Annotated in this window: 10 protein-coding genes; 6 read left to right on the top strand and 4 right to left on the bottom strand. The window is 56.3% G+C overall.

Translation table 11 applies throughout. The features are described from left to right. Nucleotides 1–31 precede the first annotated feature (31 nt). Nucleotides 32–1,855: a glutamine--fructose-6-phosphate transaminase (isomerizing) gene (gene glmS, locus CU100_RS11725; protein ID WP_106716742.1), complete on the top strand. Its 1,824-nt coding sequence runs from the start codon at nt 32–34 to the stop codon at nt 1,853–1,855. On the opposite strand, the gene recG is transcribed toward glmS, so the two are convergent. Then, entirely contained in the window at nt 1,856–3,961 is a 2,106-nt protein-coding gene (recG, locus tag CU100_RS11720) for an ATP-dependent DNA helicase RecG (protein ID WP_106716741.1), read from the bottom strand. Nucleotides 3,962–4,076: 115 nt separating this feature from the next. Here recG and CU100_RS11715 point away from each other — a divergent pair, with 115 nt between their 5' ends. Then, nucleotides 4,077–4,367 (top strand): FAD assembly factor SdhE, encoded by a 291-nt coding sequence (locus CU100_RS11715; RefSeq protein WP_106716740.1) that lies wholly within the window; start codon nt 4,077–4,079, stop codon nt 4,365–4,367. A 7-nt stretch (nt 4,368–4,374) separates the two neighbouring features. Next, nucleotides 4,375–7,872, top strand: a complete 3,498-nt coding sequence (gene mfd, locus CU100_RS11710; RefSeq protein ID WP_106716739.1) for a transcription-repair coupling factor — start codon at nt 4,375–4,377, stop codon at nt 7,870–7,872. A 33-nt stretch (nt 7,873–7,905) separates the two neighbouring features. Here the strand turns inward: mfd and CU100_RS11705 are convergent, their stop codons facing one another. Both CU100_RS11705 and CU100_RS11700 read right to left on the bottom strand, forming a co-directional pair. Further along, nucleotides 7,906–8,571 (bottom strand): DsbA family oxidoreductase, encoded by a 666-nt coding sequence (locus tag CU100_RS11705; RefSeq protein WP_106716738.1) that lies wholly within the window; start codon nt 8,569–8,571, stop codon nt 7,906–7,908. Nucleotides 8,572–8,581: 10 nt separating this feature from the next. Further along, nucleotides 8,582–10,399, bottom strand: a complete 1,818-nt coding sequence (locus CU100_RS11700; RefSeq protein ID WP_106716737.1) for an extracellular solute-binding protein — start codon at nt 10,397–10,399, stop codon at nt 8,582–8,584. A 283-nt stretch (nt 10,400–10,682) separates the two neighbouring features. Here CU100_RS11700 and CU100_RS11695 point away from each other — a divergent pair, with 283 nt between their 5' ends. After that, nucleotides 10,683–11,300, top strand: coding sequence for an invasion associated locus B family protein (locus CU100_RS11695; protein ID WP_106716736.1), 618 nt, complete (start codon nt 10,683–10,685; stop codon nt 11,298–11,300). Between the two features lie 66 nt (nt 11,301–11,366). Here the strand turns inward: CU100_RS11695 and hspQ are convergent, their stop codons facing one another. Further along, on the bottom strand, nt 11,367–11,699 hold the full coding sequence (gene hspQ, locus CU100_RS11690) for a heat shock protein HspQ (RefSeq protein WP_106717242.1): 333 nt from the start codon (nt 11,697–11,699) through the stop codon (nt 11,367–11,369). 98 nt (nt 11,700–11,797) lie between these two features. Between hspQ and CU100_RS11685 the strand changes: the two genes are divergently transcribed. After that, a complete protein-coding gene (locus tag CU100_RS11685; protein WP_106717241.1) occupies nt 11,798–12,742 on the top strand; it encodes an AEC family transporter in 945 nt (314 codons plus the stop codon). A 137-nt stretch (nt 12,743–12,879) separates the two neighbouring features. Then, nucleotides 12,880–14,226: an Nramp family divalent metal transporter gene (locus CU100_RS11680; protein WP_106716735.1), complete on the top strand. Its 1,347-nt coding sequence runs from the start codon at nt 12,880–12,882 to the stop codon at nt 14,224–14,226. The last annotated feature ends 1 nt before the right edge of the window (nt 14,227 follow it).

Raw genomic sequence — 14,227 nt, 5'->3', positions numbered from 1 at the left:
ACGAGCAGAGAAGCGGGGATTGGAATTATTTATGTGCGGGATTGTCGGAATTATCGGACGCGAACAGGTGGCGCCGCTGCTCGTGGATGCATTGAAGCGACTTGAATATCGCGGCTACGATTCCGCCGGTGTTGCAACTTTGGACGATGGTGTTCTCGACCGGCGCCGCGCTGAGGGTAAACTCGGCAATCTCGACAAGCTCCTCAAGGATTATCCGCTTGGTGGAACCATCGGGCTCGGCCATACGCGCTGGGCGACCCATGGTGCACCCACCGTTCGCAACGCGCACCCGCACACGACGCCACGGCTGGCAGTAATTCACAACGGAATCATCGAGAATTTCGCTGAATTGCGCGCCATGCTGGAAAAGGATGGTTACGTTTTCGAGACGGAGACAGACACGGAAACAGTCGCACATCTTGTCACGCGCGCTCTCGACAGGGGTCTCGCGCCCGTAGAGGCTGTACGTCAGACTTTGCCGCAACTGCGAGGCGCCTTTGCCATCGCAATCATGTTCAAGGGCGAAGACAATCTCTTGATCGCTGCCCGCAACGGACCGCCGCTTGCTGTTGGTTACGGCGAAGGCGAGATGTACCTGGGCTCCGATGCAATCGCACTGGCACCTTTCACCGATAATCTGTCTTACCTTGAGGATGGTGATTGGGCCGTGCTCACGCGAGGCGGTGTCATCATATATGATGAAACCGGCGCGGTCGTGGACCGCCCTGTGCAGAAATCGGCGGGCACGGCTTTTCTGGTGAGCAAAGGCAATCATCGGCATTTCATGGAGAAGGAAATCCATGAACAGCCAGAAGTCATCTCGCACACGCTCGCCAATTATCTCGACTTTTCCAAGGGCAGGGTACGTCCTGATGCAGCCCCGGTAGATTTCGCCAAAGTTGACCGTATCGCCGCTTCTGCCTGCGGCACTGCGTTTTATGCGGGGCTGGTGGGAAAGTATTGGTTCGAGCACATTGCGCGGCTGCCGGTCGATATCGACGTTGCGTCGGAGTTCCGGTATCGCGAAATGCCTCTGTCCAAGGACAGTCTGGCCCTCTTCGTGTCACAGTCAGGGGAGACTGCCGATACGCTGGCGTCGTTGCGCTACTGCAAACAGCAGGGGCTCAGCATTGGCACTATCGTCAACGTCCGGGAATCCACCATGGCGCGGGAGTCGAACACCGTGTTTCCTACGCTTGCAGGTCCTGAAGTCGGTGTGGCTTCAACGAAAGCCTTTACCTGTCAATTATCCGTTCTTGCGTCGCTGGCCGTCTCAGCGGGCAAGATGCGCGGTACCATCAACGAGGAAGAAGAGCGCCAACTCGTCCGTGAGCTATCGGAAATTCCACGCTACGCCACGCAAGCGCTGAAGCTCGAAGCCCAGATCGAGGCGATAAGCCGGGAGCTGAGCCAGGTGAAGCATGTCCTTTATCTGGGACGCGGGACGAGTTACCCGCTCGCTCTCGAAGGAGCGCTGAAACTCAAGGAAATCTCCTACATACACGCGGAAGGCTACGCGGCCGGTGAGTTGAAGCACGGGCCGATTGCGTTGATTGATGAATCGATGCCGGTGATCGTCATCGCTCCGCATGACCGCTGGTTCGAAAAAACCATATCGAACATGCAGGAGGCTGCGGCTCGAGGCGGCAAGATCATCCTTATCACTGACGAAAAAGGTGCGGCAGCCAGCACGCTGAAAACCTGGCATACGATCCTCCTGCCTGATATGCCCGAGATAATTACGCCGATCGTCTACACCTTGCCGATCCAGATGCTGGCATATCATACCGCGGTGTTCATGGGCACCGACGTGGATCAGCCACGCAATCTCGCAAAGTCTGTGACTGTGGAATAGTCAGCCGGCACGAAGCAGGCGCACAGCTTCATCCCGCTCGAAAAGATAGAGCAGGATTCGCAATGCTTCCCCGCGCGGGCTTTGTAGCTCGGGATCACGTCCCAGAATGTAGCGCGCGTCCTGCCGGGCTACTTCCAGAAACTCCTGGTGAGCCTCGATATTAGCGAGGCGAAAGCCCGGGGTGCCGGACTGGCGTGTGCCGAGAAGTTCGCCTTCTCCCCGCAGTTTCAGGTCCTCTTCGGCGATGCGGAAACCGTCTTCGGTTTCTCGCATGATCTTGAGACGTGCCTGCGCCACTTCGCCCAGCGGACCCTTGTAGACCAACAGACAAGTGGATTGCCTGTCACCACGTCCGACCCGGCCACGTAGCTGATGCAACTGAGCCAGGCCGAAACGTTCAGCGTGCTCGATGACGATTATCGTCGCATCGGGAACGTCGACCCCGACTTCAATGACCGTGGTCGCCACCAACAGCCTTGTCTCGCCGGTCTTGAACGCGAGCATGGCTGCGTCCTTTTCAGGCCCGCTCATGCGTCCATGGACAAGGCCTATCCGGTTATCAAACATTGGGCTCAATGATTCGAAGCGCTCTTCCGCCGAAACGAGATCGACCAGTTCGGATTCTTCCACCAATGGGCAAATCCAATAGACTTTCTGCCCCTCATCGATGGCGGTTCGCATCCGGTCGACCAGTCCGCTCAGCCTTTCCATTGGTAGAATGGCGGTGGTGATAGGGCGCCGGCCCGCGGGCTTTTCCGTCAGTTTCGAAACGTCCATGTCACCAAACGCCGTCAAGACCAGTGTCCGAGGGATGGGCGTGGCGGTCATCACTAGCATGTCGGGCGCTGCGCCTTTCGAGGTCAGGAGTAGCCGTTGATGGACACCGAAACGGTGTTGCTCGTCGACGATAACGAGAACAAGATCCCGGTAACTGACCTTCTCCTGGAAGAGCGCATGCGTGCCGATGATAATGTGGATAGCGCCGGTCCTCAGGCCGTCAAGAATATCCTCGCGTTCACGGCCTTTCTCACGTCCGGTGAGCAGGGCGGTGCGCAGCCCTGCCTTCTCGGCCAAGGGGGCGATAGTAGCAAAATGCTGGCGCGCCAGCACTTCTGTCGGAACCATCAGCGCAGATTGACCGCCGGCCTCGGCGGCGTGCGCCATCGCCAGCAGCCCGACTACGGTCTTGCCGGAACCAACGTCGCCCTGCAGCAGTCGCAGCATCCGGTCGGCCTTGCGCAGGTCGGCGATGATTTCCTTGATTGCCTGGGTCTGGCTTGCCGTCAGCGAATAGGGCAGTGCCGCTATGATTTTCTTCTTCAAGCTGCCGTCACCTTCAAGGCCGCGACCAGAGAGGCGGCGCGTTTTCAGGCGGACGAGCGCCAAAGCCAATTGTCCCGCAAGGAATTCGTCGTAGGCGAGTCGCTGACGGGCAGGGTGATCGAGAGCGATATCGCCCGGGTCTTTCGGATTGTGCAGGATGTCAAGCGCCTGACGATGGGACGGCAGCCCATATTTTTCGAGTACTGGCAAATCAATCCATTCCGGAAAGTCAGGCGCTTTGGCGAGTGCCTCCTGAACACCCCGCGCGAGGACTTTCGGCGAAAGACCGGCCGTAAGGGGATAGACGGGCTCGACCAGCGGCAAGGCAGACGCATCTTCCAGGCTGGCGATATGATCTGGATGAACCATAGTCGGCCTTCCGTTGAACCATTCCATGGTTCCAGAGATAATGACTGTCTCCCCGACCGGCATGACTTTTTCCAGCCACGCCTGCTTGGCATGGAAGAAGGTGAGGCCGATTTCTCCGGTATCGTCATGAGCGAAAACACGATGGGGAACGTTGCTCCGTCCACCGGGCGATGGCTGGTGGCGGTCCACACGAACCTCCAACGTGACGATCGCGCCTTCCGGCGCGTACGCTATGCCCGGGCGATTGCGCCGATCGATCACACTGTGCGGCGGCAAATAAATCAGATTGCCAACCCTGGGCTCGACACCCGGTTGGGCTCCCAGCAGCGTGCCAAGCAGGCCCGTCACTTTCGGTCCTATGCCGGAAAGCGAGCGAACGGAGGCGAAGAGGGGGTCAAGCAATGACGGGCGCATGCATAACGTTTAACGCGTTCGATGTGCGTTGCAAGGCTGACACGCGGCACAAGGCAGGCTATACCCAGCCGCATATCAAAGCTACTACGTTCCATTGACAAGACGGAGTTATTCCATGACCGGAAGCAGTCGCACCACTGCCGATCTGCCGATTAGACAGCGAAAAATCCTGTTTCGCTCCTGGCATCGCGGCATGCGCGAAATGGATCTGATTCTGGGGCAGTTCGCCGACACTTACATTGACACCTTGTCCGGCAGCGAACTTGACCAATATGAAGCACTCATGGAGGCTCTGGACCGCGACCTGTTGAAGTGGGTTACGGGAGAGTCTGCCGTTCCTCCCGAATTCGACACGCCGATCTTCCACAAGGTCGTCGCGTCCCGCCAGCAAACGAATAAATCTTGAAAACGAAATGACTGCCTTCACGAAACTTGGACTAAAATCTGACTTTGGCCACGTTGTAATTGATGGCGTTGTCGATGGCTATGAAGCATTTGCTTTGGCAAAAGTGGTGTCAGAGGCAGGGGCAGGTGGTCCCGTCCTGTTTATAGCGCGGGACGGCAATCGGCTGGCCGATATAGAACAGGTCTTAAACTTCGTTCAGCCGGATTTGCCTGTGCTGCAACTGCCGGCCTGGGATTGCCTTCCCTATGATCGCGTATCTCCGGGCGCAGACACAGCCGCGCGCCGTCTGGCTGCGCTGGCGGGTCTCGCCTCCCTGCGAGAGCGAAGACATCCGGGTGTAATTCTGGCGACAGCCAATGCCGTGCTCCAGAAACTACCTCCAAGCAGTGTCTTGGCAGAACAGTTATTCATGGCGAGGCCCGGCAATCGCATTGACATGAACGCACTGGTGCAACGTCTTGAAAGCAATGGGTTCGAGCGAGTTCCAACAGTGCGCGACGTTGGCGAATATGCAGTTCGCGGCGGTATTCTTGATCTCTTCGCCCCTGGTGCCGAGGAACCGCTCCGCCTCGACTTCTTTGGGGACACACTGGAAACGATCCGCACCTTTGACCCTGCGTCACAGCGCACGTCGAGCCAGAAAAAAGAATTCTCGATGCAGCCGATGAGCGAGATCACGCTCTCACCTGGGATCATCAGCCACTTCCGTTCACAATACGTGCTGAAATTCGGGGCTCCCTCGCGCGATGATGCTCTTTACCAGTCAATCTCCGAAGGACGCCGATTTGCCGGCATGGAGCATTGGCTGCCGCTCTTCTACGACCGGTTGGAAACGGTATTCGAGCACGCCGGAAACATGCCCGTGGTGTTCGATCACCTTGCGCACGAGTCCATGGCCGAGCGACACAAAATGGTGCTCGATCATTACGAGGCGCGCCGGCGGCAATCAGATGGCAAGGAGCCCGGCGACACCATTCCATACAAGCCTGTGGAGCCCGGTTCGCTCTATCTGACGCCCGAGCAGGTCGAAGCGGCCGCGCTGAATTCAGGCATGCGCATCGATTTCACGCCGTTCGATGCTCCATTCGTCACCGGACGAGCGACTATTCACGCGGGTGTTCGTCGAGGACGTACATTCGTCGAGGAACGGACTGCCAAGGACGCCAATGTTTTCGACAGTGTAGTCAAACACATTTCCGATGAGCGCGCTGCGGGCAAGAAGGTGCTGCTGGCGGCGTGGAGTGAGGGAACACGCGATCGGCTGGTGCAGGTTCTGAACGAACACGGCCTTGAAAAGATTGAACTCGTAGAGGACCTGCGCACGGTCAAGGCACTCGCTCGAGACAAGATTACTGCAGGCGTGCTTTCGCTTGAGACTGGCTTTGATGCCGGGGATCTCGTCGTTGTCGCCGAACAGGATATTCTTGGCGACCGGCTAATACGTCATTCGAAGCGGCGAAAACGTGATCGTGATTTCATCAGCGAAGTTGCTGCGCTGAATGCGGGTGATATTGTCGTCCACGTGGATCACGGCATTGGCCGGTTCATCGGGCTGCGCACAATCACCGCGGCAGGTGCGCCGCATGACTGTCTGGAACTGCACTACGCAGGCGATGACCGTCTGTTCCTTCCGGTCGAAAATATCGAGCTTTTATCGCGGTTTGGATCGGAAACCTCAACTGCTGTGTTAGACAAGCTCGGCGGCGGTGCCTGGCAGGCTCGTAAGGCCAAGCTCAAGAAGCGCCTGCTTGATATTGCCGGGCATCTTATCCGTATCGCTGCTGAACGCCAGATGCGCGGCGCTCCCATCCTGTTGCCACCGGAAGGTCTATATGGCGAATTCGCCGCGCGTTTTCCCTATGACGAGACCGAAGATCAGGATCGTGCCATCGGCGCGGTCATCGACGACCTCGCACTCGGCAAGCCAATGGACCGGTTGATCTGCGGCGACGTTGGCTTTGGCAAGACTGAAGTGGCCTTGCGGGCTGCCTTTGTTGCGGCGCTCAATGGCGTGCAGGTCGCCGTCGTCGTGCCGACGACACTCTTGTCCCGCCAACACTTCAAAACATTCAGCCAACGGTTTCAGGGCTTGCCCGTCAACGTGGCACAGGCCTCACGTCTTGTCGGTTCGAAGGAACTCGCCGAGAACAAGAAGGGCATCGCCGAGGGGCAGGTGGACATCGCCATCGGCACGCACGCCCTTCTCGGGCAAGGCATAACGTTCAAGAACCTCGGCTTGCTGATCATCGACGAAGAGCAGCATTTCGGCGTCAAGCACAAGGAACGTCTAAAGGAGCTGAAGTCCGATGTTCACGTCCTGACTCTGTCAGCCACGCCGATCCCGCGGACCTTGCAACTTGCCTTGACGGGCGTGCGCGAGTTGTCGCTGATCACGACCCCGCCGGTCGACCGAATGGCCGTACGCACCTTCGTCTCACCGTTCGATGCGCTTGTGATCCGCGAAACGCTGCTGCGTGAGCGTTATCGCGGTGGGCAGAGCTTTTATGTTTGCCCGCGCATTTCCGACTTGAGCGACATCAAGGAATTTCTCGACGCTCAGGTGCCGGAGCTCAAGGTCGCGGTAGCGCATGGCCAGATGGCGCCGGGTGAACTCGATGACATCATGAACGCATTCTACGACGGCCAGTACGACGTTTTGCTTTCCACCACCATCGTCGAGTCCGGCCTTGATATTCCGACTGCCAACACACTCATCATCCATCGCGCCGATATGTTCGGCCTATCGCAGCTCTATCAGTTGCGCGGACGCGTTGGGAGATCCAAGCAGCGCGCATATGCATTATTCACGCTTCCCGCCAACAAACTTCTGACGCAGACGGCCGAGCGCAGGCTTAAGGTGCTCCAGTCCCTGGATACACTTGGGGCCGGTTTCCAATTGGCAAGCCACGACATGGATATCCGTGGTGCCGGCAACCTTCTGGGCGAGGAACAGTCGGGGCACATTCGCGAAGTCGGTTTCGAACTCTATCAGCAGATGCTGGAAGAGGCAGTTGCAGAGATCAAGGGCACCGGCGAGATCGAAGATGGTCACTGGTCGCCGCAGATTGCGATCGGAACAGCGGTCATGATCCCCGAGTCCTATGTTCCAGACCTGCAATTGCGTCTCGGCCTTTATCGCAGGCTGGCCGATCTGGAAGATTTGCAGGAGATCGACGGTTTTGGCGCCGAGCTGATCGATCGTTTCGGTCCATTGCCAGAGGAAGTTCAGCACCTCTTGAAGATCGTTTATATCAAGGCGCTGTGCCGCCGCGCCAATGTAGACAAGCTCGACGCCGGTCCGAAGGGCATTGTCATTCAGTTCCGCAACAAGACATTCAACAATCCGGCAGCTTTGGTCAGAATGATCGGCGAACAGGGCTCCATGGCGAAGATTCGGCCGGATCAGAGCATTGTTCTGGTGCGCGACTGGCCAACACCTGAGAAACGGTTAAACGGCGCAGCGTCTGTCATGACCCAACTGGCCAAACTGGCGGAAGCCGCATAGAACCCGCGGCAATCTTCCGGCGTGTGGCTTGACTTAAACCGGACGGGGCTCAAAGCCATCCGCAGCCTGGCGGATGGCATCTGCCAAAGCCTCTGCCGACTGCGCACCCATAACGGCGTATTTCTGATCCAGAATAAAGCAGGGAACGCCGCGCACGCCAATTTGATTGGCAGTATCGATTTCCTGGCGCACGCCTAACGTGTCGGCATCGGTTGGCAACAAGCTTGCGACGATAGCTACGTCCATCCCTGCTTCCTGGGCGGCCTCCAACAGAATTTGATGATCGCCGATATTCTTCCCCTGCTCGAAATAGTAGGAGAAAAGTATGCCTACCATTTCGTCCTGCACGTTGGGCGAGGCCTGTGATGCCCAGCGGATAAGTCGATGCGCATCCAACGTATTGGGGCTAACTTCGATTGCCTCAAAGTCAAATTCAATGCCGGCTTCCTTGCCAAGCTCGATAAGCTGCTGGTGAATCTCGAAGATCTTGTCAGAGCTGCCGAACTTCTCCTGCATATAGCGATTGCGATCCTTACCGCCGGGTGGAATTGTCGGATCCAGCTGGAAAGGCCGCCAATTCACGATTACCTCGAGGTCGGGATTGAGGGCGAGTGCGCTTTCCAGGCGCTTGCGTCCGAGGAAACACCAGGGACAAACGACATCCGACACTACGTCGATCGTGAATTTCTTGTCAGTCATTGCTCAGAACCTACCGTTTGCCGGACCACCAGGTGTTGAGCTGGTTTCCGATCAGCGAAGTCTTGTCCGGATGTTGTAAATGCGCCCATCGGGCAACCCATTGCTCGGGCTGGTAATAGATCGGAACCATATAATGACCGGAGATCAGCACCCTGTCGAGGGCACGAACGACGCTGGTAAATTCCTCATTTCCGCGTGCCGACAGCATCTTGTCCAGAAGCATGTCGATCACGGGATCGGCTACCCCGGCGAAATTGAAGCTGCCTTCGACTTCCTTCGATTGGCTGCCCCAGCGGCTGAACTGTTCGTAGCCGGGGGAAAGCGAGCTGGAATAAGCCCCGAGGATAACGTCGTAATCAAACGTCTGCAGGCGTTTTTGATATTGCGCGTCGTCAACAGTGCGGATGTTGACGGCTATACCCAAGCGCTCGAGAGTGCGCTTATAGGCGAGACCGAGGCGCTCCTCTCCGACCGAACGGGTCAGGATCTCAAAAGCCAAGGGTATCCCGCGTGGATCAAGCAATTGCTCGTTCTGAATCCTGTAACCTTGACTGACAAGAATGTCATAGGCGCGTTTCATTTCCTTGCGGTCGCGTCCTGTGCCGTCGGTCCTGGCAGGCTCATACGTGCCGTCCATTACATCCGGAGGCACGGAGCCGGGGTAGGGAGACAATAATGCGCGCTCGGTCGCATCAGCCGGTTTGCCGAGTGCCGACAGTTCCGAGCCTTGCCAATAGCTGCCCAAGCGCTGGTAGCGGCCGGCATATAGATTGCGGTTCGTCCATTCGAAATCAAACATGAGCGCGAGTGCTTCCCGCACATCCTTGTTTTGGAACAAGGGACGCCTCGTGTTGAAAACAAATCCGAACATGTTCGCAGGCGACCTTGATCGAAAGGATTCCTTGATCACACGGCCATCTTTGACCGCTGGAAAGTCATAGGAGGTTGCCCATTTGTTTGGATCTCCTTCCATGAAGACGTCGAATACGCCCTTCTTGAACGCTTCGAATTGCGCCTGATCGTTGCGAAAATACTCAACTGTTATCGTATCGAAATTGTTGAAACCGACTCTGCTCGGCAGCTCCGACGCCCAATAGTCAGGATTTCGCTTGAGGATGATTCGCTGCCCCGGTTGCACTTTTGAGACGATGTAAGGTCCGCTGCCAACTGGAATGGCAAGCGGAGAGGCGTCAAACTTATCGCTGTCGATGGCATGTTTTGGAAGGACCGGCATCAGGGCCAGCACAAGGGGAAACTCCCTGTTGGCCTGCTCGTTGAACGTGAATCTTATTCCTCGCTCGCCGATTTTCTCGATCTTGGAGATGAGTTTCATGCGGTTGCTAAAAGGCGGCCGACCTTTTTTCGTCAGCAGATCGAAGGTGAAGATCACGTCATCCGGCGTCACCGGCTGGCCGTCTGACCATCTGGCCTTTGGATTCAGCGTGAATTCGACCCAGGTGCGCTCGTCGTTGGTTTCAACCTTCTCGGCCAGGAGGCCGTAAACTGTGAAGGGTTCATCGGCAGTGCGCTGCATGAGAGATTCGTAGACGAGATTGCCGAACTCCGAATCGCCGAACATGCCGCGGGCTGTCGTCCGCATGCTTTTGATCAGGAAGGGATTGAGACTTTCGAACGTACCGACCACGCCATAGGTGATTGAGCCCTCTTTCGGTGCGTCGGGATTGACGTATGGAAATGCCTTGTAGTCTGCCGCCAGCGCCGGCTCACCATGCATCGCAAGCCCGTATGTGGGCTCCGCGTGGGAAGTACCCGTTGCCGAACATGTCGCCAGGAGCAGCGCCAAAATCTGCAAACTTCTCTTCAACATAGACCCAACCCTGCGCCTTTCGGGCGCGATTCACCCTGATTCGTGTCACAGACTACCATTTGAAGACGATTCTGCGGCGGAAGACGTGCTAAGATGAGAGGGATTTCTCTATATGGCCAAAAGTAGTCTGGATTTGCTGGTGCATGCAGTGTAACACGGCGTTCGAAAACCGCATCTCGCTCCGGGGTCACTCTGTTGCCGCATTTAGTGACCAAAGCCAGACAACAGTTAAAGTGATCAAGCCACACTTCGGTTAAGTGCGCTGAAAGGAACAAAGTTGACAATGTCCACCCCAAAGACTTTCGCTGCAACCGCATCCATCGCAGGTGCTGTTGCACTACTTGCCGCCGCGGCAATGCCAGCTTCAGCCCAGCAGAGAGCGCCGCAGGGCTGGTTCAAGGTTTGCTCCAAGCAGGAAGACAACGACATCTGCAACACGCAGAACATTGTCACGGCCGATAGCGGACAGCTTTTGACGGCAGTCAACCTTATCGAGATCAAAGGCAAGATCAACCGCAAGATATTCCAGGTCTCGGTACCGACGGGCCGACTGATCGCTCCGGGTGTTGGCCTGCAGATCAACGGTGGAAAGACGCAGAAGGTCGATTACGCCATTTGTTTCCCGGATCGTTGCATTTCTGAAGTCGCCTTGTCCGACGAACTGCTTGCTGCCTTCAAGAAGGGCAATCAGCTGACGATGACTTCTGTCAACTTCCAGAACAAGCCGAATCCGATAAATGTCGCCCTGACAGGCTTCACTCAGGCCTATGAAGGTCCTGGTCTGCAACAGAATGAACTTGAACAGCGCCAGAAGACACTTCAGGAAGAAGTGCAGAAGCGTCAAAAGGAGTTCGAGGAAAAGATGAAGGCGGAACAGCAGAAGGCCAAGACAGGCAACTGATCGGCTCACAATTGAAGAAAAAGGACGCTTCAGGCGTCCTTTTTTATTGCGGTATTGCTGAGTGCCTTAGTTGACGTGCGGTTTTTTCACCCGATAGACGCCGTTTTCCTGCGTCTCGAACATGTTCTTGATCTGTGGGTGTCTCAACGGCACGCCAGTCGTATCGGGAACAAGGTTCTGTTCCGATACGTAGGCGACATATTCACTTTCGGAGTTCTCGGCAAACAGGTGATAAAAGGGCTGGTCACGACGCGGCCTTATGTCCTCCGGAATCGACCTGTACCATTCTTCGGTATTGCTGAATTCCGGGTCCACATCGAAGATAACACCCCGGAATGCAAAGATTCGGTGGCTGACCACTTGGCCGATCTGAAATTTTGCATGGCGTATCTGTGTCATCACTGTCATTCGTTGTAGCTGTCTGTTTCCGTCAAAGCTCGCGAGCCTAAATGGTTCCGGCGATCACTCAATCCCGCCATAAATTCATAAAGTCCGTCATGCTCAGTGTCTTGAATCTTGTACTTCCATTCTTTGGACTGATTTTCCTGGGCTTTTTCGTGGCACGTATAAACCGCCAGCCATTGGAAGCACTGGGATGGATGAACACATTCATCATCTATGTGGCGCTGCCCGCTCTATTTTTCCAGATACTTTCGAAAACGCCAGTCGCGGAACTTACGCAATGGGGTTTTATCATTGGCTGCACAGCCTCGACTTTCCTTGTTTTTGCGTCGATGTTTTTCATAGCGTTCAGCCGGACGCGAAGAATCGACGAAAGCACCATCCAGGGACTTGCGGCAGCGTATGGAAACATCGGGTATATGGGCCCGGCGCTCGCAATCCTCGCCTTTGGCGCGCCTGCGGCCGTGCCGGTTGCACTGATATTCTGTTTCGACAATACGCTGCATTTCGTCATGACGCCGTTTCTGATGGCGGTTTCCGGCAATGACAAGCGCGAGCCGCTTGATCTGGCATTTAGCGTGCTTCGCCGGATATTCGGCCACCCGTTCATTATCGCAACAATCCTTGGCGTTGGTGCCGCGATCTTCGGGATCGAACCTCCCGTGGCCATCGAACGCATGATCGACCTTCTGGCCAAGGCGGCAGCACCATGCGCGCTCTTCGCCATGGGAGCGACGCTGGCCTTGCGCCCGTTGCGGCGGGTGCCGAAGGAGCTTTACCTGATCGTTCCAGTCAAGCTGCTGATTGAGCCCCTGCTGATCTATGGTGTCCTCAATATGGCAGGAACCTTCCCGCCCGTGTGGATTTATACGGCTATGCTTATGGCCGCTCTGCCAACCGCCACCAATGTTTTTGTTATCGCCCAGCAATATGGGGTGTGGGTCGAGCGGGCATCAAGCAGTGTCCTGGCAACAACAGTCTTTTCAATCGCGACGCTGACAATGTGGCTTTATCTGATGACGCATGACCTCGTTCCCTGACTTGAGCTCAGCCGGTTGCACGGGTTTGTTACCCACAACCCGTGGTCTTTGCGCGTTTGATACGGCGAGGGCTATTGCGACAAGTCCTTTTCCATATATAGTTGCGAATGATTTGCAATTGCGAATAAGGGAACCTGATGGATCAGTTGCGACAGGCGACAGAGACGACTAAGGGTTGGCGGCGTGCGAGAGGTGAGGCATCGCTATCGGACGTTCATCGAACCATTGCCGTGCGGACTGGTGCGGCGGGCTGGCGTCGCGCCGCGGCCTTCGTTGGTCCGGGATACCTGGTGGCCGTGGGCTATATGGACCCGGGCAACTGGGCGACATCGCTCGCAGGCGGGTCGAAGTTCGGCTATACACTGCTGGTTGTGGCGCTTGTCTCCAACATCATGGCAATCGTACTCCAGTCGTTATGCGCGCGTCTCGCCATCGGCTCGGGCAGGGACCTGGCGCAGGCCTGCCGCGATGCCTTTCCAAAGCCAGTTGCCTACATATTATGGCTGCTGGCGGAAATCGCCATTATCGCCACTGACATTGCCGAGGTTATCGGCACTGCGATTGGCCTCAATCTCATCTTCGGAATACCTCTCGAAATCGGCGTGCTGATTACCGCACTCGACGTATTCCTCATCCTGTATCTGCAAAAACTGGGGTTCCGCTGGGTCGAGGCGCTCATTATCACGCTGCTAGGTGTCATTGCGGTCTGTTTCGCTATCCAGATTTTCATGGCAGATCCGGAATGGGGCGCGGTGATCAAAGGGTTTGCACCGACAACGGAAATTGTGACTAACCCGGAAATGCTCTATCTCGCACTTGGCATTCTCGGCGCAACGGTTATGCCGCACAATCTCTATCTGCACTCCGGCATCGTCCAAACGCGCGACTATGGTCACACGTTGCCGGAGAAGCGGCAGGCGCTGAAATACGCGACCATCGATTCCACGGTCGCATTGATGTTTGCGCTTCTTATCAACGCGTCGATCCTCATTCTCGCTGCAGCGACCTTTCACAAGACCGGCCAAACCGAGGTTGCGGAACTTGGCGAAGCGCATTCTCTGCTTGCACCGCTGCTCGGGCTGGCAATAGCCCCAACGTTGTTCGGCATCGCGTTGCTCTGTTGCGGAATCAATTCTACCGTCACAGCGACGCTTGCCGGGCAGATTGTGATGGAAGGGTTCCTTCACATCAAGCTTGCGCCTTGGCTGCGCCGGCTGATCACACGTGGTATCGCTATCATTCCAGCTTCGATCGTTACCATCTGGTACGGCGAAAGCGGTACGGCCAAGCTGCTTGTCTTGACGCAAGTGGTCTTGAGCCTTCAGCTGTCTTTCGCCGTGTTCCCGCTGGTGATGTTTACCATGAGCAAGGCGAAAATGGGTGGTCTTGTGTCGCCTAGATGGCTTTCAGCATTTGCGATGTTCATCGCTGTGGTCATAGCCCTGTTGAACGTGAAATTGCTGAGCGATTTCGTCCTGGCGTAAC

It is taken from the genome of Phyllobacterium endophyticum, assembly GCF_003010935.1.
Lineage (GTDB): Bacteria > Pseudomonadota > Alphaproteobacteria > Rhizobiales > Rhizobiaceae > Phyllobacterium > Phyllobacterium endophyticum.
This window is presented reverse-complemented; position numbering and strand designations above follow the sequence as displayed.

Bases quoted from the DNA above. Each gene is read 5' to 3' on its own strand.
- glmS (WP_106716742.1), top strand. From the start codon at position 32: ATGTGCGGGATTGTCGGAATTATCGGACGCGAACAGGTGGCGCCGCTG.
- recG (WP_106716741.1), bottom strand. From the start codon at position 3,961: ATGCGCCCGTCATTGCTTGACCCCCTCTTCGCCTCCGTTCGCTCGCTT.
- CU100_RS11715 (WP_106716740.1), top strand. From the start codon at position 4,077: ATGACCGGAAGCAGTCGCACCACTGCCGATCTGCCGATTAGACAGCGA.
- mfd (WP_106716739.1), top strand. From the start codon at position 4,375: ATGACTGCCTTCACGAAACTTGGACTAAAATCTGACTTTGGCCACGTT.
- CU100_RS11705 (WP_106716738.1), bottom strand. From the start codon at position 8,571: ATGACTGACAAGAAATTCACGATCGACGTAGTGTCGGATGTCGTTTGT.
- CU100_RS11700 (WP_106716737.1), bottom strand. From the start codon at position 10,399: ATGTTGAAGAGAAGTTTGCAGATTTTGGCGCTGCTCCTGGCGACATGT.
- CU100_RS11695 (WP_106716736.1), top strand. From the start codon at position 10,683: ATGTCCACCCCAAAGACTTTCGCTGCAACCGCATCCATCGCAGGTGCT.
- hspQ (WP_106717242.1), bottom strand. From the start codon at position 11,699: ATGACACAGATACGCCATGCAAAATTTCAGATCGGCCAAGTGGTCAGC.
- CU100_RS11685 (WP_106717241.1), top strand. From the start codon at position 11,798: ATGCTCAGTGTCTTGAATCTTGTACTTCCATTCTTTGGACTGATTTTC.
- CU100_RS11680 (WP_106716735.1), top strand. From the start codon at position 12,880: ATGGATCAGTTGCGACAGGCGACAGAGACGACTAAGGGTTGGCGGCGT.